We start from the raw sequence: 20,493 nt of genomic DNA on the forward strand, positions 1-20,493 counted from the left end.
ATGCTCTTCACCATTCTGCGCAGCATCTTCCGTCAGGCCCGGCGTCAGCCGCTCTATATGACGCTCAACATCCTCGGGCTGGGGCTCGGCATGGCGGTCTGCCTCGTGTTGACCCTCCAGGTCCGTTACGAATACAGCTTCAACGCGACCATTCCCGACGCGGCGCATGTCCTGCGACTGGACTCCCACCTCATGCTTCCGGGAAGCGCACCGCAGGAATATGGCGATGTGCCATTCATCGCCTTTCCGTTCCTGCACACCGATTTCCCGCAGATTGTCGATACGACGCGCTACGAGGCAGACGATTACCAGCTCCATAACGGCGACAAAAGCATCTCCGCCGATGCCGCCATGGTGGACCCGTCCTTTTTCAACGTCATCGCCCTCCCGCTTGAACACGGCGACCCGCGTTCGGCCCTAAGCAGACCTGACGCCATCGTTCTGTCCGCCGATACGGCACAGGCCCTGTTTGGCACGACCGACGTGCTGGGCCGCACGATCACAACCGATCATGAAGGGCACCGAAGCAGTCAGACGGTTACAGGCGTACTGGCTCGTGCCGCAGGTCCAGTCACGATCGCACCGGGCGCCATCACGCCATTCCCGTCCGATGAAATACAGAAACCACAGTTCACACGCTGGGGTTCAAGCTCGGGTAATATTTTCCTGCGCGTGCGAAACGAAGCCGATCGTACCGCCATCGCACGAAACCTGACCCGCTTCGTGATCGACCATGCGTCTGGCACGGCGAATGACGACGTCAGCGAAGGCCTCCACCCCGAACGCCGTTTTGCCCTGTCCCTTGTCAGCCTGCGCGAGACGCATTTCAATGACCTGCATGTCGTCGCAGGCGATGACGCGACCGATCGTTCGATGGTGAATATTCTCGCACTGATCGGCGCGCTCGCGCTTCTCCTTGCAGTACTTAACGCCATCAATCTCGCCACGGCCCGCTCTGGCCTTCGGGCGCGGGAAGTCGCCATCCGCAAGACGCTCGGCGCCACACGAAAGGCGCTGTTTGTCCAGTTCGTCGGCGAAGCGGTCGCCAGTACCGCCATTGGCGGGGCACTCGCGCTTGCGCTGTGCGAGATCGCCCTGCCCTTCACGGCCGCCCTCACGGGCACGGCCCTGCACATGGATTACGGCTTCACGCTTCCTTTCCTCCTCGGCGTCGTGCTGCTGACGGGGCTTGCGTGCGGGATCTACCCCGCGCTCGTCCTGTCTTCCTACCAGCCCGCGCATGTTCTGGCGGCCACGCGCATGCCATCTGGTGGACGCGGCACGGCGCGGCTGCGGAACGGTCTCGTCATCGTGCAGTTCGCCTTCGCAGTGGCCTTCGCCATCTGCACACTGGTAGTGAACCGGCAGGCCCATTTCATGCAGTCACAGGACCTGGGGTTCGCACGTGACGGCATTCTCATCAGCTCCGACATCATGACGAGCGACATCGGAAAGCAGCGAGCAATTCTCGAAGCCCTGCGCCATACGCCGGGCGTCGTCTCCGCTTCGCTGTCCGAACTGACCCCGCATATCGACAACCACCACCGCTTCAACGTGACGCCTGTCGGCCCGCATCGCGAAGACATTCATGTCCTCGGCGATACGGTCTTCGGAGACTACGCCGCGACCTATCGCCCCCGCATACTTGCAGGCCGCTGGTTCGACAGCAGTCACGGCGAAGACGACAGCCCCGGCGACGAAGCGTTCCACAAGTCGTCCGGAAAAACATGGAACGTCGTCCTCAACCGCACGGCCGTGTCCCGGTTGGGCTTTGCTTCACCCGAAAGCGCCATAGGCACGCCTCTCAAAAGCGGTCCCGTCACGCTGCGAGTCATCGGCGTCATGGAAGACATGCGCTTCGTCTCCGCCCGCGATGACGTCTCGCCACAGGTCACGTTTAACTCAACCGCCGCCCTCGACTACCCCCATGCGTCGGTCCGCTTCTCGGGCGTGCCTGAAAACATCATGAAAACACGCCTCAAATCGGCCTGGGACCCGGTTTCCCCTGATGATCCGACCAGTTTCCGCACGGTGCAGGACCGTATGTCCACGTTCTACATCACGGAGCAGCGCCGGGGATGGATGTTCTCCATCGCGTCAGGCATCGCGATCGTCATCGCCTGTCTGGGTCTGTACGGTCTGGCGTCTTTCACGGCCCTGCGACGGACCCATGAAGTCGGAATCCGCAAGGCGCTCGGGGCCACGACGCACAACGTACTGACCCTCATGTTGGGCGATTTCCTGCGCCCTGTCCTGCTGGCCTGCGTCATGGCGGCCTTTCCGGCGCTGTTCGTGATGCGCTCCTGGCTGTCCGGCTTCCACCAACGCATCGCGCTCTCGTGGCTCGATTTCGCAGCCGTGGTCCTTGTGACCCTGCTTATCGCCGCCCTCACCGTCCTCGGACAGACCCTGCGCCTCGCCCGTGCCGAACCGGCCCGCGCGCTCAGAGCGGAGTAAACGCCATGCTTTCCCACATCGCCCTCGTTTTCTGGCGCGGCATTCTCCAGCGCCGCCTGTTCACAACGCTAAACGTGCTGGGCATGGCGCTCGGCATGGCGACGTTCCTGACGCTTGCGCTGATCGTGCGTTACGAATTCACCTTCGATCGCTGGATCCCCAATGCCGGACACATCTACCGGCTGGATGCCTTCGACGACAAGGAAGCCTCGGTCTCCAGCATCCGGCTGATCGATGCACTCCGCGCAGAGCATCCGGACTGGAACGCGACCGCAATCCTACGTGGCTTCTCCGGAGCGACCGTCCGCGTCAACGACAATGCCTGGGACGTCTTCATCGCCCGGACCGATGCCCATCTGTTCGACGTCTTCGCGCTCCCGCTGGCGGAGGGCGATCCGCGCACGGCCCTTGTACCGAACGGCGTGGTGCTGACACGGACGCAGGCGCGGCGGTTCTTCGGTCAGGATCATAATGTTCTGGGGAAGACGCTGGACATCACGCAGAAAGGCCGGACCGAACGGCTCCATGTCACCGGCGTTCTGAAGGACCTGCCGCCGAATACCACGCCACAATTCGATCTTCTCGTTCCGACTTCCGCCGCCGCAATGCAGGCCGGGTCCTCGTGGGAAATGAGCACGGCCGAGACCTGGGTGCGAGTTGCACCAGCTATTGCATCCCGACTGCCCGATCTTCTCAGTGGTCTCGTACAGCGTCATGCCGCCGGACTATCCTCGGAAGATGCCAGGGCATTCAAAATTAGCGCACGCTCCCTCACGACGCTCCATTTCTTCGACGCGACCATTGGCTGGGGCGGAGCAGATGAACGCCTGCCGATCATTCTCGGTGTCGTCGGGCTGCTCGCACTCGGAGCAGGACTGGTCAATTTCGTCACGCTCTCCACAGCCCTTGCCGCGACCCGCGCGCGGGAAGTCGCGATGCGCAAGGTGCTGGGCGCCACAGTCCTGACACTCGGACTGTCTTTCACGGCGGAGGCCATCGGTCTGGCCCTGATCGCGGCCGTCATCGCGCTCGTCCTGACCGAACTGACGCTGCCCTGGATCAGTACCTTAAGCGGCTGGCCGGTCGGCCTCGATTTCGGTTTCGCCCTCCCCCTGCTGCTGGCTTCCGCAATCATCGGCGGGGCCTGCGCGGGGGCCTATCCGTCCTGGATGCTCTCACGCTTCCGCCCGGCGGCCGTGCTGGCCTCGGCCCGGATGCCGGGAAGCGGGCGTCTTGGCAGCCGTCTGCGTGAGGGGCTGACCGTCGTGCAGTTCGCCTTCGCCGTGACGCTGACGATCTGTACACTGGTCATCTCGCGCCAGACACATCTGCTCCAGACGATGGATCGCGGCTTTCACCAGTCCGGCCTCCTGATGAGCTATCTGCCGAACGAACAGGCCGAGCGCCTGCGGCAGCAACGCCTGAGCGATCTCGTCCGCGGCCTTCCCGGCGTCACCGGCGTTACGGTTGCGGACGACGCACCCGGCGGCGGCACCGCAGGCATGACATTCGATACGACCCGTCCGGGACGTTCAGCTCCGCCTCCCCTGCTGGCCGTAATCGCGATGCAACCTTCCACGCTGCCTGTCTGGGGCGCGCATCTTCTTGCCGGTCGCCTGTTCGACACGAGCCACGACTATGACAGCCGCGCCATGCCGGTCGCACCGTTCGACAGTTTTCTGACCGGACAGAGCTGGACATTCGGCGCCCATAACGTCGTCCTTAACGAGTCCGCCATCCGCGCGCTCGGCTTTACGGACGCCGCCAGTGCCATCGGAACGCCCATCACGCTGCACGGCAAGGACGTTCAGACGATCATCGGTGTCGTCGCCGACATGCGGTTCAAAAACAGCCGCGCCAGTGTCACGCCCGCACTGTATTACGCCGTGTCCGGCCCGATCGGTTACGGCGTGCTCTCCGTCCGCTTTGACCATGCTCCCGAAAATGCCGTCCGGACTGCGATCGCCACGGTGTGGAAGCAGGTCTATCCGGAAAGCGCGCTGAATCTGCGCAGTGTCGGCGACATCATCGACGACGATACGCGGCCGGAAAAACAGCGCGGGACGCTGATGATCGTCGCATCCTTCGTGACGCTGTCGATTTCCTGCATCGGTCTGTACGGCATCGCCGTGTTCAACGTGCGCCGCCGCCTGTTCGAAATCGGCGTCCGCAAGGTGCTGGGCGCGACGGCGCAACAGGTCACGCGGCTTCTGGTGCTGCAATTCCTGCGCCCCGTCCTGATCGCAAACCTCATTGCCTGGCCGGTCGCCTGGTGGGTGATGCGGGGCTGGCTGTCCGGGTTCGACCGGCGCATCAACCTCTCCCCGCTCTATTTCGCCCTGACCGCACTGATCGTGCTGACGCTCGCCACACTCACCACCCTGCTCCAGATCCGCCGCGGCGCCCGAAGCGCCCCCGCCATCGCCCTCGGCTCCCAGTAACAAGCCCAGTAACCGCCCCCATACCCCTTGCTTCTTCCGGACCCGATATGACCATGACCCACCGCAAAGCCCTTTTCCTCGCCCTAATGGCATCGGTTCCTGCCCTTCTGCCTGCACCGGCGGAAGCCCTGACGCTTCAGGAGGCGCTGGCCCTCGCCTATCGCAGCAATCCGACATTGCGCGGGGAGCAGGCCAACCAGCGCGCCGTCACCGAAAATTCGGCGCAGGCACGATCCGGCTGGCGACCGACCGTTCAAGTCAACATGGACGCCTCCTATCAACAGGGGCCTTACACGAGTGCCTTCGCACTGGGCTCCTATACGTCCAATTCCGCTGAAGGATATGTTTCGGCGAAACAGACGCTCTATTCGTTTGGACATGTTGCCAATCAGGTACGCGCGGCGGATGCCCGTTCCCGGGCGGAGCTTCACCAGTTACGACTGACCGAGGCGCAGGTCTTCACCGGCGTGGTAACGGCCTATATGAATGTGTTACGTGATCAGAACATTCTCGATGTTCGGCGCGCCGATCTGGACATGCTCACACGTCAGGTGCAGCTCACAACCTCCCGCTACACTCTGGGCGGACAGCCCTCCGAACAGGTCACACGCACGGATGTCGAACAGGCGGAAACGCGGCGTCGTTCGGCGGAAGTCGCCGTCACGCAGGCTCAGGCCACGCTTGCGGCCTCGGTCGCACAATTCCGCGCGGTCATCGGGACGGAACCGGATACACTGACGATGCCGGAGGGGCTGCCCGGCCTGCCCGCGACACTGGATCAGGCGCTGAGAACCGCACTGGCGCTCAATCCGCAACTGATCCAGATGCAGGAAACCAAGAAAGCCACCGCCGCCGATATCGACACCGCGCGCTCGCAATGGGGGCCTCAAATTCAGGTGCAGGGCACATTCGGAACGATCGGCCCGGCCTCTCCCTTCCACGGCGACCAGTATGGCGAGCAGGTGACGGGCCTCGTCCAGCTCGTGCAGCCGATCTACAATGGCGATCTGTATAATTCGCAGATCCGTCAGGCCCGCAATAAAGACGAACAGGCCCGCGAAAGCGTTGAACTCGCCCGGCGCACCGCCTTACAGGACGTGGCGACCAACTGGCACGCGGTCGAAAACGGGTTGCAGGCCATCCGCGCAGGAACGGCAGAAGTCCGCTCCGGCGAGACCTCCCTCAAAGGTTATCAGATCGAATATGGCTACGGCCTGCGCAGCACCACCGACGTGCTCTATGCCGATCAGAATCTGCGCTCGGCGCAGGTGGAACTCGCAGGAAGCCGCCATGATACCATCGTTGCGGAAGCCACACTTCTCGCCTCAATGGGCCGGTTGCAGGCCGACGACGTGCTGCCCCACCTTCCGCATTACGACGCGGCGGCGAAGTTCCAGCGCGCCCGCACGCGCGGCTGGGAGCCGCTTCAGGCGCCGATTTCCGCCCTCGACAAAGCTGGCTGGTAAGGAAAAATCCGATGTTCGCAGAGATCTTCCGGGCCACCTGGCGCACCCTTACCGCCCAGAAACGCTATACGCTTCTCAATCTGGCGGGTCTTGCGCTCGGCATCGCCGTGTTCCTGACGATGGCGCTGATCGTGCGATACGAGACCAGCTATGATTCCAGCGTTCCCAACGTCTCGCATCTCTATGCCGTGGACGAAGCCTTCCGCCCGGCGGGACACGCCCCGGCCGACAGCGATTTCATCAGCTTCGTGCCTTTCCCGTTCCTGAAGCAGGATTTTCCCGAAATCAGCAGCGCCATACGGGTTTTACAGGAAACGCTCGTGGTGCGGGGCGGGACGATCCTTGCGCAGGAACAGGTGACGATGACGGACCCGGAATTCTTTTCCGTCTTCGCATTGCCCCTGCTCGCCGGAGACCGCGCCACCGCGCTGGATGGCCCCGGGAAGGTCGTGATTTCCGCCGATATGGCGCGAAAATACTTTGGAACCGAACAAGCGCTGGGCAAGCGGCTGCGGATCGATAATGGCCAGACGGACGCGATCGTAACCGGTATTCTCGCCCCCCAGCCACCGAACCAGACGATGAAATTCGATCTGATCGAGGTTATTCCGACGAACTGGCTCTCCCGCTACGCCTTCACGAACTGGGGCTCGCTCTGGGGCACGATCTGGCTCCGTATCGATGACCCGCGCGCCATCCCGCGTATCCGCGCCGGTCTTGCGCACTATCCCTACACCCATCCCGGAAACTGGACGAAAGCTCTGCTTGAGGAAATGTTCGGGACCGGCGGACTGGACCTGCTGCCGCTGAAAGATTTTCATTTTCATGCGGCGGCCATCGGGGAAGGCGGCAACAGCCGGGCTCTCATCCGCATTCTGGGTCTGATCGGACTGGCTGGTCTGGCCACGGCGATCATCAACTACGTCAATCTGGCGACGGCACGCTCCGCCCTGCGCGCGCGTGAAGTGGCAGTGCGCAAGGTCCTGGGCGCGACACGTCAGCGCCTGATCGCGCAGTTCATGAGTGAAGCCTATCTGATAGTCGTGATCGCCGCCGCTCTTGGCACGGCTCTGACGGAGCTCGCCCTGCGGTGGGTCAATCTCTGGGGCGGCTGGAGCCTGTCGATAGACTGGGGATTTGTTCTGTCGGTTGATGCGCTGGTCGTGCTGGGTGCCGGAACACTGGCGGGCTTCTATCCCGCTCTGGTCATTTCCGGCTTTCGTCCCGCTGCCGTCCTCGCCGCCAGCAAGACCCCCGCAGGCGGACGGATCGAGAGCGGACTACGTTCCCTTCTGGTCGTGCTTCAGTTCAGCTTCGCCATGACGCTCGCGATCTGCAGTCTCGTCATGGGGTTGCAGGCCCATCATGTCCGAACACTGGATCGCGGCCTGACGCAGGACGGGCTGATCGTCATCCCCGCGCTCGACGATTCCTCCCTCCTCAGTCGCCAGCGCGACATCATGGCGCGTCTGGCCCAGGTACCAGGTGTGCGGATCGCAACGCGGTCGGACATCTATCCCTATAACGCCGTCAACAACGAAGACTGGCTGCGCGTCGGCCACTCCGAAAAACACTCGATGAACTGGGGACGCGCGACCGAGGGGTATTTCAATGCGATCGGCGCGCATCTTCTGGCGGGGCGCTTTTTCGATCCCCATCATGGGCAGGACTATCCCGCCAACCCGTTTACCGCCGGAAACGGCAGCAGCGTTATCCTGACACGCCTTGCCGCCGAGCGCTTCGGTTTTGCATCACCGCAGGAGGCCATCGGAAAGGATATTCAGGAATCAGGGGCACCGCAGACCTATCGCGTCGTCGGCGTGATCGGCGATATCCGGATCCATTCCGCCAGTGCGCCCATGAAGCCACTGCTTTTCATGGGCGCCTCAGGGTCGTTCCCCTATGTGGGTGGGCTGATCCGCTACAGCGGGGCCTCCGCGCAGGTCGAAATGGATCGCCTCGCAAAAGCATGGGCTGAAATCGCACCGGACGTGGCCTTCTCCGCGCAGACCGCGTCCAGCCTCTTCGCGGACGATTACCGGCAGGACGAAAGCCATGGCACCCTGTTCGCCATCGGCTCGGCCGTCGCCATCGGGATCGCGTGTCTGGGGCTTTACGGCCTTTCCGCCTTCAACGTGTCACGCCGCAGGCAGGAAATCGGGATTCGCAAGGTCTTGGGCGCCCGGACGCACGATGTGCTGTGGCTTCTTCTGATCCAGTTTCTCCGGCCCGTCGCCCTGGCCAGCCTGCTCGCGTGGCCGGTCGCCTGGGGCCTCATGCGGGTCTGGCTGTCCTCATTCGACGACCGCATCAGCCTGACCCCCATGCCTTTCATCGCAGTCACGACTGTTGCGCTCGCCATCGCCGTCCTGACCGTCATCGCCCAAACCCGACGGATCGCAACGCTTCCCCCGGCCATTGCCCTGCATCAGAATGGATAATGGCAGGAGGGACTGACCTCTCCGCTCAGTGGCGCATCATAATCAAGAGTTTCGACAGGCTGCGACTGAAATGGCTGACCCTGTACGGGCATAGATGCGGCCAATGACCAAAGCAACATAAAGCTGATGATCTTCCGGCAGATCCAGACCCGGGAGCGCGGTCAGAAGGAGTTGTCACGCAAAAGACACCCTCTACAGAAAAACGTTCTCAGGAAGTATGAACCCCCAGGGCATCAAGGAGCAGTGTCCGCAGCCTTTCAAATTCAGGATCTGAATGCCGCCTCGGGCGCGGCAGTGGGATGGGCACATCAACACGAATTTGCCCCCGCTCCAGTACGACGGCGCGATCTGCCAGCAACAGCGCCTCATCGACGTCATGGGTGACAAGCAGAACTGCACAACGATGTTTTTTCCAGAGATCTGCCACCAGTTGCTGCATTTTCAGGCGCGTCAGGGCATCCAGAGCCGCAAAGGGCTCATCCAGCATCAGAAAAGCCGGTTCCCGCACCAGTGCCCGTGCAAGCGCCGCACGCTGGGCCTCTCCTCCAGAGAGTGTCAGCGGCCATGCGGACTTGCGATGGGAAAGCCCGACTTCTTCAAGAACTGCCTCGGCCCGTTGCCGGATGCCTTTGTCTTCCTGCCCCAAAACCACATTCTTCCACACACGCTTCCAAGGCAGGAGGCGATGTTCCTGGAAAACAACCGAGACATCCCGGGGCCGAGTCACCGCCCCTTCCGTCACCGGATCAAGACCTGCCAGCGTTCTCAGAAGGGTGGATTTTCCTGACCCGCTATGCCCCAGCAAGGCGACGAATTCTCCCGGCGCGATGGCCAGATCCAGCGCGTCCAGCACCGGAGGGCCACCATTGAAGCGCCGCGTCAACTGCTCCACGATGACAGCAGTACCACTTTCCACTTCGGCGCGGCGCCCCGTCATACCGTCTGTCCTTTTCTTCTGTCCGGGCGCCATGCGAGCAACGTGGATTCAAGAAAGCGGACGATCTGGTCGGACAGCAGTCCAAGCACTCCATAAACCAGCAGACCAACGAGAATGATATCTGTCCGGAGGAAATCCTCCGCATCCATCATCATGTGACCGATTCCGCTTTCCGCATTGACCTGCTCGGCCACAACAAGCATCAGCCACGAAACGCCAACGGCGTAGCGCAGCCCCGTCAGGAAGTCCGGCAGAGCACCGGGAAGGAATACATCCCTGATCGTCTGCCAGCGCGAAAAACCCAGCGTCGAAGTCATTTCCAACAGCTTGGGATCAATGGTCCGGATACCCTTGTGAAGATTTAGATAGATCGGGAATGTCGCGCCCAGGGCGACAAGCAGGATCTTCGGGGCCTCACCAATGCCGAACCACAGGATGAACAGAGGAACAAGGGCGAGGGCCGGTAGTGTCCGCAAGATCTGTAGCGGCGCATCGACAATGTCTTCCCCCAGCCGGGACAGGCCAGAGATGAGAGCGAGAACAACACCCACACTGATGGCAATCCCCAGCCCACTTGCCGCCCTCAGAAGAGAGACGCCCAGATTGTAGGGCAGCGTGCCATCCCGCACCAGCGTCCAGCCCGTCACGGCAATCTGTGCGGGCGAAGCCAACAGTCTCGTTGAAAGCAGCCCTGAGGAACAGGCCAGTTGCCAGAGACTGACAAGCAAAATCGGAGAAGCATAGCGCCGTGCAAAAACGAGCTTTTCCAGAGTGAAATTCTTTCTCCGGGTATCACCCGTCTTGTTCGTTCCTGTCAGGATGATGGTGTCTGACATCGGGCTTAACTCCCACAGGCCGCATTTGAAATGACAGTTTTCCAACTTCCAGCCCCGAATGTCAGGTGAGTATTATCAATGCCATTGTTTGACGTGATTTGATTGTTCATGGCGGAGCGGGCCAGCATGATGAGGCTGGTCTCGTCATCTTCCGGGAGGCTCTGGTGTCAGCTCTGCTTTTCTCATGATTTCCGCAACAAGATCCCTGATGCTCTTTAGTGTCCTGCTTCTGGGCACATCCCTGATGCAGGCCCGGCTGGCATGTGCCGATGACGACCTGACCGTCGCGGATCAGAAAGGTCAGAGCAGGGCCCTGCTCGCAGCAGCAGGACAGGACCATGACCTACCTTATCACTTGCACTGGACGGAATTCGAGGCAGCGGCCCCTCTGCTTCAGGCCTTGGCAGCGAATGCGGTCGATACCGGAATTGCCGGGGACGGACCCTTCCTTTTTGCCTGGGGCGCCCATCTTCCAATCAAGGCCGCCTTTCTCGTGCCCCCAAGGAGCGGCGGCAAGTCTACTGCGGTCATCACTACCGCATCTTCCCCTATCCATAACGCGGCAGACCTGTCCGGAAAGAAAATCGGAACCGGCAAAGGCTCCATCGGGCATCTTCTGCTTCTGCGCCTTTTGGCCACAGGAGCCATTCCTGCTCCTGCCCCGCGTATTGTTTACCTTGCTCCGGCTCAGGCGAAAGCCGCGCTGGATACAGGACAGATTGATGCCTGGTCGACGTGGGAGCCCTATATTTCTCTAGCCGTCATCCAGAACCATGCCCGCGTCATTACCGACGGCCGCAATATGATGCCGAACAACAGTTTCTTTGTCGCCACCACAACGGCCCTGAACACCAAACACGCGCTTCTCGCTGATTTCTATCGACGCATGGCCGCAGCTTATGCGTGGGGAATACAGCATCAGGCGGCATATGCCGATCTTCTTGCGCGCCAGACCGGACTTCCGCTGCCCGTGGCAACCGCCGTGGCCAGACAGCTTATCGCTTCTCCTGCTCCTCTGACCTCGAAGATCGTTCATCAGGAACAGACCACCCTTGATGCCTACAGGTCAGCCGGCTTCCTGAGAGACAGTGGAAAACTGGACAATGCTTTTGACCTGACGGTTTTCATCCCCTGACCAACAGCTACAACAGTTCCCAGATTGAAAGACCGGAGATCCGCTGTGGGTGACAGTTCTTTTTCAAAACCAGCCAATTCTTCTTTCCCGGGGCATGGGCTCGAAAACCTTGTGAAGCTCTTTGCGGAGCGTGCCCCGCGATATGATCGCAGCGGCAACATCTCAACAGAAAACCTGCATGATCTTTATGATGCAGGTTTTCTTGTCCTCGCCCTTCCGAAATCCGCGGGAGGGCAGGAAATCTCCCTTCGTACCATGATCCAGATCATCAGCCAGGTGGCACAGGGAGACCCATCCACAGCCCTCATTCTGGCCATGCAGTATCTCCAGTCCGGATCATTCGCACACTCGTCACTCTGGTCGGACGCCGTGAAGCAGGAATTCTTCGAGAGCGTCCGACAGGAAGGCGCACTTATCAACGCCCTCAGGGTGGAACCGGAACTGGGAACCCCCTCACGCGGTGGCCTGCCTGCGACGACAGTCACCCAACAGGGCAACACATGGCGCCTGAACGGACGCAAGATCTTTTCAACAGGCTCGACCGCGCTGCAATGGGGCCTTGTCTGGGCCAGGACAGACGAGACAGATCCGCGGGTCGGTTCGGTGCTGGTGCCACTGGATCTGCGGGGGGTGCGGATCGAGAAAAGCTGGCATCAGCTCGGCATGCGCGCCACAGGCAGCCACACGATCATTTTCGAGAATGTGGAAATTCCAGAACGTTATCTGGGCCTGCTGGCCACGCCCGCGGATTCTGAAAACAATCCCATTGCGATTGCAAGCTGGCATGCCATCGTGGTGGCTGCCCTTTATGATGGTATTGCGCAGGCGGCACGGGACTGGCTGGTGACATTCCTTCATCAGCGGGTCCCTACGAATCTTGGTGCGCCACTTGCGACCCTGCCGCGCTTTCAGATCCTGGTCGGAGAAATAGACGCGCTCCTTTTCTCCAATGCCGCCCTGATTGAACAGACCGTCCGGCTGTTGGAGGAGGGAACAGAAATCGACACAAAGGCCGGACTGGCCAAGCAGGTTATTACAGAAAACGCCATTACGGCAGTTGGCAAAGCCGTCGCAGCCATCGGCAATCCCGGTCTCAGTCAGGACAACCCGCTGGAACGCCATTACCGGAACGTTCTGTGCGGAAGAGTGCATACTCCACAGGGAGACAGCGCTTTTCTTGCGGCGGGACAGAAAACCCTGCAGGTCTAAAACGGAGAAAACCCAGGCATTTCAAAAGAAATGACCGGGTTTCTGTATCTTTACGACAGGGGAAGGATTCAGACCTTCTCCAGAACCCTGAACCCGTGCGTCCCGTCTTTCTCAAGCTGGGCGATCAGTCCGAACTCCCAGTCAAGGTAGGCCTGCATGGCCTCCGCCGCGTTATCCGTTCCTTCATAAGGGCGCTTGTAGACGTCATTCGGAACAGAAAGAGCTGTTGCCTCGTCAAGACCTGTTTCAACCGGATACCCCGCGGCCTTCCAGGCATCTGTGCCGCCTTTCAGGACACGCACGCGCGCTCCCGTTCCTGCGAGATCCGGCGCGGCGAGATGAGCGGCGATACCGTCAGGAGACACCAGAATGATCTCCTTTGCCGTCTGGATGGCCGGCTGAGACGCCAGATCCGATCGGATCACGAAACAGGCCCCGACAATATGGCCTTTTCTGAAAACCGGGCTGCTCGCCAGATCCAGAATGGCTATCTGCCTGTCCGGCGTCAGAGCTGCCAGTTTTTCAACAGATATGGTTTCTACCACAGGCAATGGCCGTGCAAGCTGCGGCGCTTCCTGGCCTGTCTCGATCGGAAGACCGGACCAGGAGGTAAGAACATACACCTCATTCCAGCCAAGTTGTCTGAGCCAGTGAGCAGTCATACGGGCGCGGACCCCATCATCGTCAGTCAGGACAACGGTTCCATGGCGTACCCCGATCCATTCATCCGTGGCCTGTACAAGCTGGCCTCCAGGTGCAGACCGGAAGCCAGCCAGGTGCCCTTCCACGTACTCTTCGGGTGAACGCACATCCAGCCGGTAGACCGTCCTGCGACGATGGGACAAAAACTGCCCCAGAGTAACGGCGTCAACGTAACGGACCCCCGCCTTCCCGGCGAGGTGCTCTGCGCGGCTTCGGGCAGCTTCGAGGTTTGGTGCCGAAATATCTGCTCCTTTCCTGTCTGCCCCATGTTCCAGCGAAAGTCCTTCCAGTGTCCATCCAATGGTCCCGTTTCGCAGGGCGTAGACAGGATTGGGAATTCCGGCGTTGATCAGAGACTGCGTGCCGATGATGGAACGGGTCCGCCCCGCGCAGTTCACCACGACCGTTGTCGCGGGGGAGGGCGCGATATCCCTCACGCGGAGTGCCAGTTCCCCGCCCGGAACCGAACGGCCGCCCGGAATGGACATCACATTGTATTCGATGAAACGACGCGCATCGAGAATGACCAGATCGTCCCCCCGTTCAATCCTTTCATGCAGTTCCCGGGCCGGAAGCGAGGGTGTGTGACGGACATGTTCCACCAGCTCGCCAAAAGCCTTGGAAGGAACATTGACGTCGATGAAAATTTCTCCGCCCGAACGACGCCAGCCTTCAAGGCCGCCGGCCAGAGCAGAAACATCCGTGTAGCCGAGCGTCCGAAGCAGGCGGATGGCCTGTGCCGTCCGCCCTTCCCCATTGTCATACACGACAACAGGAACATCCAGGCGTGGAACCAGTGCTGCAACCCGTTCCTCGATACGTCCCAAAGGAAGATTGACGGCAAAAAGCGGATGGGCGGAGGCAAAAGGGTCTTCTTCCCGCACATCCAGCAGGGCGATTTCCACCCCGTTCCTCAATTGCGCCCTGACATCCTCAGAGGTTGTCAGGGGCTGGAGACTCGTGATGCTGTTCATGCGGCTCTGCTCCTGGAGCGGTCCCAGAGATTTGGAACATCGTCACTCGAATATCCTGAAATGAAAGTCTTCTCGACGCCACTGGCCTCATCATAAACAGCACGCGAAACGCCGCCGATATTGGCCCCATAGACATGAATGGAGATGGAGGTCTGATCCGCAAGAGCATTGGCCACGAGGTGATAGTCATTCACGCCCGGCGCCAGGAATGCGACCTCGCCGGGTTCAAGGAAGTCTGTTTCCCCCTTCACGAACGTCCCGTCTTCGCGGCGGATGAACTGCGTTTCGCTCTCCTTACCCCGGAGCATTCCGATCAACCCCCAGACACGATGATCGTGCAGCGGCGTCTTCTGCCCAGGCCCCCAGACGAAACTCACGACCGAAAAACGCTCCAGTGGATCACAATGGAGAAGATACTGGCTATAACGTTCCGGATGCGGCCGCGTATAAGGCTCTGGCAGCCAGTCATCACGCGACACAAGCGTTTTCAGCAGTCCAGCTCCCGCCGTCTGGATTTCGTCCGGCGTAAAATGTTCGTCGAACAGGCGTGTGAAGCGGGTTACAAATTCACGCAGGGGTTCAATGGTCGCCATGGATCGCTGGCTCCTCAGTCAAGAAAATCGGGTTCAAGAGCAACGATCCAGTCCCAGAGAGGCTGGAACGAATAATAAGCACCCTGTGCCGTCCCGACCTGACTGGCTGTCAGACGGGCAATATCTGGCGCGATAGGCTTCAAGGGGCCGGCAGCCTGCGCCAGCAGCTGTGTATGCGCTGCGTTGTCCATGGCCAGAAACCACCAGGCCACGGCTTCCACTGTCGGCCCGGCCGTCAACAGGCCATGATTCTGCAAAATCAGGGCCTTCCGGTTCCCCAGCGTTTTGGCAAGGCGGTCACCTTCGCCGTCATCCAGCACAACCCCACTGAAAGGATCAAAAACGGCATGATCCTCATAAAAGGAGCAGGAATCCTGACTAATGGGCAATAACTCCGTTCCAAGAGCTGAAAAGGCCTTCCCATATGTCGAATGTGTGTGAGCCGCCGCAATGACATCCGGGCGAGCCCGATGCAGGGCGGAATGAATGGTGAAACCGGCCGTGTTGATAGGGCGCTCACCAATCAGGATGTTGCCTTCATGGTCCACAAGCTGAAGATCCGACACGCGGATCTGAGAAAAATGTACTGCCAACGGGTTGATCCAGTAGCGGTCCGGAAATTCCGGATCCCGTGCCGTCACATGACCAGCAAGCCCCTGGTCGAAACCGTACCGGCCGAAGAGCCGGAATGTCGCGGCCAGGCGCTGCTTGCGGTGCAGCCGCTCCTCTTCAAAAGTCGCGGCAGGTTTCCTGGGCTGAAGACGGCGGGTCCGGGCAGGAGGAGCCTGTAGGGAGGAAATGTTCTGTAGTGTGGCACTCATGACGATCTTCCTTGAAGTCAGTATCCGCGGCGCGGATCCAGAAGGGATTCCAGCGGCCGTCCATGAAGGAAATTCTCGATATTTCGGGTGATGCGCTCGCGCAGATGGGCTGCCACACTCGGGCCAGACCAGGAGACATGCGGCGTCAGTCGTATTCCGGGATGCGTATAAAACCGGTGGCCGGCAGGCGGTGGTTCCGGCGACGTGACATCCAGCGTCGCAGCGGCAAGAAGCCCACGATCCAGACTTTCCAGCAACGCGTCGTCGTCAATCAGCGCCCCCCGGGCCACATTGACAAGATGCAACCCCGGCCTGGACCGGGACAGGACGTCGCGATCAACAATCCTGTTTGTTTCATCAGTCAGTGGCAGGGCCAGAACCAGATGATTTGCCTCCCCAAACAGGGTTCCCAGATCACGAACGGCCTGAACGCCCTCCCGCGCCTCTTCCCCGTCCAGCCAAGGACTGCGACGCCAGACACGAACCTCCATGCCGAAACTCCGGGCCAAACGGGCCACCTCCCGGCCAATGGCGCCGTACCCCGCGAGCCCCAGCGTCTGTCCGGACAACGTCGGAAGCGGAGCATCGTATTTGACAGCGCTCCCCTGCTGGCTCCACTCCTGCGGAGACGAGACGCGGAAGATCTCAAAGCGCCTGGCATGAGCCAGCATGGCCAGCAGAACATATTCCGCAATCGGCACGGCCGCATTGCCTCGCCCAGTGCTGACGGGCTGCGCCTCCAGAAACCACTGCGGGAAACCGTCCGTCCCAGCAGACGCGATCTGCACCCATCTGGCCGGGCGCCAGGTCGCGGGAGGCGTTGCAGGCGCGTTCTTCCAGGCCGTTGACGGACCCGTCAGAAGAATATCGGCTCCTTCCGTTTTCCAGGGTTCCGATACATCCCGGGCCTGATTTACAACTCTGATCCGGCTATCCACCTGCGCGATCAGGGGGCCGATCGCAGGCTCGATCTGGTTAACGACCGTAAGTGGAAAAGACGCCCCGCCCATGGTTCAGGCGGCTTGCTGGCCGGTGCGCTGATCTTCTTCCGCAACCAAGGCACGGACACGCGGGAGAAGATCCCGTCCGTAGTCATAAGCATCCACGAGCGGATCAAACCCACGAACAAGAAACGTCGAAATTCCAATCCGGTAATAGTCCAGTAGCGCTTCAGCCACCTGATCCGGCGTGCCGACAAGAGAGGTTGAATTGCCTTTGGCCCCCGTCAGCTCGGCGATCCCTGTCCACAGTCGTTTATCCAGACGCGAGCCCTGCTTCGCTGCCGCCAGCAGGCGACGAGATCCCTCGTTAGGGATAATGGAAGACCGGCTATATCCGGTCTTATCCTGAAGCTGCCTGGCCTGTTCAAGAATCTCGTCCGCCTTCGCCCAGGCCGCCTCTTCCGTCTCGGCCAGAATGGGACGCAGGGAAAGCGAGAAACGCGGCGATGGACGCCCGGCTTTTTCCGCTGCGGCCCGGACGCGGGCGATGGTTTCACGCACCTGTTCGTAAGTTTCACCCCACAGGGCATAAATATCGGCCTGCTCACCCGCCACCGTAATGGCTTCCTCGGACGATCCTCCGAAATAGACCGGAATGGCCTTTCCCCTATAAGGCTTGACCAGGGAGCTCGCTCCTTTCACGGTATAAAACCGCCCCGCATAGTCAAACGGCTCCTGACTACCCCATTCTTTGCGCAGGATCTCGAGATATTCGCGCGTACGAGCGTAGCGCTCGGCCTTGGTAGTATGATCACCATCCGCCTGAAGCTCGATATCGCTTCCACCCGTGATGATATGCACCGCAGCACGTCCGCGAGAAATCTGATCAAGGGTTGCAAGTTGACGCGCCGCCAGTGTGGGAGCGGTGAAGCCGGGGCGATGCGCCACCATCAGCCCCAGATCCCTGGTACTCGCCGCGACATGCTGCGCCAGCAGAATGCTTTCAGGCGTGTTGGAATGGAAAGCAATCAACACGCGGTCGAAGCGGCCATTCTCGTGAATTTTAGCGGCTGTCTCGATGTGATCGAGATCAATGACAGGACCTGAAGGCGGAATGATTTCAGAATGGTTCCGGCTGCTTACAAAGCCGATGAATTCCACTGGCATGGCTGTACACCCCAAAAACACGATTGACTGTTGTGCTCTCAGGATAGAACTATTTATACGTCATATTTCAAACAAGAATCACAAAACATACACTTTTATATAGTTAAATATAACTATTTCGTTTCACCTTGGAGTGCCTGCCATGTCACATTCCTCTCTCCCGCAACGCATGGCCCGCAATGTCCCAACCGAGCTCCTGCGTTCTTTCGTCGCGATCGTAGAAGCCGGTTCAATGGCCCAGGCGACAGAAACCATTTTTCTGACCCAGTCCGCCCTGAGCCTCCAGATGAAAAGACTGGAAGACGTCCTTCAGCAGAAACTGTTCCGGCGTGACGGACGAAAATTGGTCCTAACCCCGGCGGGCGAGGAACTGGTGGCGTATGCGCGTCAGCTCCTCGCGCTCAATGACCGGATCATGCACAAGCTGGGCCACGTTTCCGAACCAGAACCCATCACCATCGGGATGGTTCAGGACTTTGCCGATACCCTCCTGCCGGATGTCCTTGCCCGTTTCCGGCTTGAACATCCCCGCTGCCGCCTGACTGTCCGCGTTGGCGGGTCGGCGGAACTTCTGGAAATGTTCGACCGTTCCCGGCTGGATATCGTCCTGTGCCTCGGGCAGCACGGCGACCGCCCCAACGCAACCTGGCGCATCGTCGGACACGACCGGATGGCATGGCTCGGAGATCCGAGTACGCTGGATCAGCCGGAGATTCCTCTCGTACTTCTGGAGCCGCCCTGCCGCTTTCGGGAAGCTGCTCTCAGGACTCTTGCCAAAGCCCGCCGCGATTACCGGATTGTGCTGGAAACACCTCACCTTCCCGCCATGCGGGCAGGTGTTCGCAGCGGACTGGGAGCCAGTTGCCGCACCCGGCGTTTTGCCGCCGCCGAGGGGCTTTCGATCCTGCCACCGGGCATTCTTCCAGAAGTCCCGGAAATCGAAACCATCCTCGTTCAGAGGAACGGTCTTCCCGACGCAGCCGTTGATCTTGCGCAACTTCTTGAGCAGGCAGCAGCCGATCAATAACCGGCGGTAAACTGTTCCATAAAGAAAACTCCCTGGCACTCACGCTACATCATCACCCATGCTGAGTGAGTTTAGTGACCATCAGGGTACATCCAGCATGAGCATTCTTTCCTCTCCCTCCCTGCAAAGCCGATATGACACCCTCGATGCGGAACGACGCCAGACATGGTCCCCCGAAGCCGTATCCCGCAATATCGCCCAGAGACAGGCACTCGTACGCGATCACGCCCAGACGCCTCATGTAGAAGCCGGCGATATTCTGCCGCCCCATTTTTTCTCTGACGTGAATGGTGCACAGGTATCTCTGGACGATCTGACGGCCTCTGGGCCGGCGGTGCTCCTGTTTTTCAGATTTGCAGACTGTGCAGCCTGTAATATCGCTCTTCCCTATTACGCTGAAAGCCTTGCCCCCACCCTGAAATCCGCGGGCATTCCTCTGGTCGCGGTCTCCGCACAGCCTTTCCCTGTACTGGACCACATCAGAGCCCGCCACGATCTGCCCTTTCCCGTCCTGAATGACGCGGGGCTGACGCTCGCGCGTATTCTGGGCATCACCTATATTTTCGATGACATCTCGCGTGAGGCCGCCATAGCCAAAGGGGAACGTAGCGAAGCCCTGAACGGCACCGAGAACTGGGAACTCCCCAAACCGACCGTCCTTGTCCTGACACCGGGCCGTGTCGTCAGCTTTGTCGAGATTTCGCCCGACTGGATGAGCCGTCCCGAGACTGACACGATCCTGAAAGCCCTTGGCCTCTCAAAAAAAAAGAGCGTTCCTGATGCCGCATGACACTACCGCCAAAGCCCCCCTCCGAACAGAGAAAGCGCAGTCCGTCAGTCAGGAAGATTTCCGTGATGCCATGAGCCTTCTGGGGGCGCCGGTTGTTCTCGTCACGACCGACGGCCCCGGCGGCCGGCAAGGCCTTACCGTTTCAGCGATCAGCAGCGTCAGCGATACACCACCGACCGTGCTGGTCTGCCTCAACCGCGGCAACAGGTCCCATCAGTCTTTCCTACAGAATGGGGTCGTGGGAATCAGTATTCTCTCCCCCGCCCATAGCCAGCTTGCCTATTCTTTTGCCAGCCGTTCAGCCAGCGCAGAAGACAGGTTCTCCAATGCCACTTGGATTACCGGGCAAACAGGTTCGCCACTGCTGTCAGATGCTCTCGTCACGCTTGACTGCACCATCGAGGCCGTCCGCAGCACAGGAACCCATGACGTCCTGTTCTGTGGTGTCAAAGCCATTACTACCAACCCCGAAGCAGAACACGGCCTCGCCTGGTTCTCCCGTGGCTTTCATCACCTTCCGGTCAAGCGCGCTTGACGCTCCTGCAGGATCAATTCT

Annotated in this window: 16 protein-coding genes; 9 read left to right on the forward strand and 7 right to left on the reverse strand. The window is 60.3% G+C overall.

Features of this window, described 5'->3' with window-relative positions:
• From GKA01_RS02960 to GKA01_RS02975, 4 genes are read left to right on the forward strand one after another with little or no spacing between them, the layout of a single operon-like run.
• Complete coding sequence (locus GKA01_RS02960) at positions 1-2,457, forward strand: ABC transporter permease (protein WP_146859051.1); 2,457 nt, start codon at positions 1-3, stop codon at positions 2,455-2,457.
• A 5-nt stretch (positions 2,458-2,462) separates the two neighbouring features.
• On the forward strand, positions 2,463-4,898 hold the full coding sequence (locus GKA01_RS02965; RefSeq protein WP_146859053.1) for an ABC transporter permease: 2,436 nt from the start codon (positions 2,463-2,465) through the stop codon (positions 4,896-4,898).
• Between the two features lie 47 nt (positions 4,899-4,945).
• A complete protein-coding gene (locus GKA01_RS02970) occupies positions 4,946-6,364 on the forward strand; it encodes a TolC family outer membrane protein (protein ID WP_228119860.1) in 1,419 nt (472 codons plus the stop codon).
• A gap of 11 nt (positions 6,365-6,375) precedes the next feature.
• A complete protein-coding gene (locus GKA01_RS02975) occupies positions 6,376-8,805 on the forward strand; it encodes an ABC transporter permease (protein WP_146859055.1) in 2,430 nt (809 codons plus the stop codon).
• A 208-nt stretch (positions 8,806-9,013) separates the two neighbouring features.
• Here the strand turns inward: GKA01_RS02975 and GKA01_RS02980 are convergent, their stop codons facing one another.
• Entirely contained in the window at positions 9,014-9,742 is a 729-nt protein-coding gene (locus tag GKA01_RS02980; RefSeq protein WP_146859057.1) for an ABC transporter ATP-binding protein, read from the reverse strand.
• Complete coding sequence (locus GKA01_RS02985; RefSeq protein ID WP_146859059.1) at positions 9,739-10,578, reverse strand: ABC transporter permease; 840 nt, start codon at positions 10,576-10,578, stop codon at positions 9,739-9,741. Before GKA01_RS02985 ends, GKA01_RS02980 begins: the two co-directional genes overlap by 4 nt.
• Before the next feature lie 208 nt (positions 10,579-10,786).
• On the opposite strand from GKA01_RS02985, the gene GKA01_RS02990 reads away from it, so the two are divergent.
• On the forward strand, positions 10,787-11,713 hold the full coding sequence (locus tag GKA01_RS02990; RefSeq protein ID WP_146859061.1) for an ABC transporter substrate-binding protein: 927 nt from the start codon (positions 10,787-10,789) through the stop codon (positions 11,711-11,713).
• A gap of 45 nt (positions 11,714-11,758) precedes the next feature.
• Positions 11,759-12,922 (forward strand): acyl-CoA dehydrogenase family protein, encoded by a 1,164-nt coding sequence (locus GKA01_RS02995; protein WP_146859063.1) that lies wholly within the window; start codon positions 11,759-11,761, stop codon positions 12,920-12,922.
• Positions 12,923-12,990: 68 nt separating this feature from the next.
• On the opposite strand, the gene GKA01_RS03000 is transcribed toward GKA01_RS02995, so the two are convergent.
• Genes GKA01_RS03000 through GKA01_RS03020 form a run of 5 tightly spaced genes read right to left on the reverse strand, consistent with a single transcriptional unit; the run spans position 12,991 to position 18,120 of the window.
• Complete coding sequence (locus GKA01_RS03000; RefSeq protein ID WP_146859065.1) at positions 12,991-14,598, reverse strand: rhodanese-like domain-containing protein; 1,608 nt, start codon at positions 14,596-14,598, stop codon at positions 12,991-12,993.
• Entirely contained in the window at positions 14,595-15,191 is a 597-nt protein-coding gene (locus GKA01_RS03005; RefSeq protein WP_146859067.1) for a cysteine dioxygenase family protein, read from the reverse strand. Before GKA01_RS03005 ends, GKA01_RS03000 begins: the two co-directional genes overlap by 4 nt.
• Before the next feature lie 14 nt (positions 15,192-15,205).
• A complete protein-coding gene (locus tag GKA01_RS03010) occupies positions 15,206-16,012 on the reverse strand; it encodes a class II aldolase/adducin family protein (RefSeq protein WP_146859069.1) in 807 nt (268 codons plus the stop codon).
• A 17-nt stretch (positions 16,013-16,029) separates the two neighbouring features.
• A complete protein-coding gene (locus tag GKA01_RS03015; RefSeq protein ID WP_146859071.1) occupies positions 16,030-17,022 on the reverse strand; it encodes an NAD(P)-dependent oxidoreductase in 993 nt (330 codons plus the stop codon).
• A 3-nt stretch (positions 17,023-17,025) separates the two neighbouring features.
• Positions 17,026-18,120 (reverse strand): LLM class flavin-dependent oxidoreductase, encoded by a 1,095-nt coding sequence (locus GKA01_RS03020; protein ID WP_146859073.1) that lies wholly within the window; start codon positions 18,118-18,120, stop codon positions 17,026-17,028.
• Positions 18,121-18,262: 142 nt separating this feature from the next.
• On the opposite strand from GKA01_RS03020, the gene GKA01_RS03025 reads away from it, so the two are divergent.
• The 3 genes from GKA01_RS03025 to GKA01_RS03035 all read left to right on the forward strand — a co-directional run bounded on the left by GKA01_RS03025 (position 18,263) and on the right by GKA01_RS03035 (position 20,472).
• Positions 18,263-19,147, forward strand: coding sequence for a LysR substrate-binding domain-containing protein (locus tag GKA01_RS03025; protein ID WP_146859075.1), 885 nt, complete (start codon positions 18,263-18,265; stop codon positions 19,145-19,147).
• Positions 19,148-19,244: 97 nt separating this feature from the next.
• Positions 19,245-19,937 carry a peroxiredoxin-like family protein gene (locus GKA01_RS03030; protein ID WP_146859077.1) on the forward strand — a complete coding sequence of 231 codons (693 nt, stop codon included), beginning with the start codon at positions 19,245-19,247 and terminating at the stop codon, positions 19,935-19,937.
• The gene (locus tag GKA01_RS03035; RefSeq protein ID WP_146859078.1) at positions 19,927-20,472 is read left to right on the forward strand and encodes a flavin reductase; all 546 of its coding nucleotides are present in this window, start codon (positions 19,927-19,929) and stop codon (positions 20,470-20,472) included. The genes GKA01_RS03030 and GKA01_RS03035 overlap by 11 nt, the downstream gene beginning before the upstream one ends.
• Positions 20,473-20,493 lie beyond the last annotated feature (21 nt).

It is taken from the genome of Gluconobacter kanchanaburiensis NBRC 103587, from assembly GCF_007988905.1.
Classification (GTDB): domain Bacteria; phylum Pseudomonadota; class Alphaproteobacteria; order Acetobacterales; family Acetobacteraceae; genus Gluconobacter; species Gluconobacter kanchanaburiensis.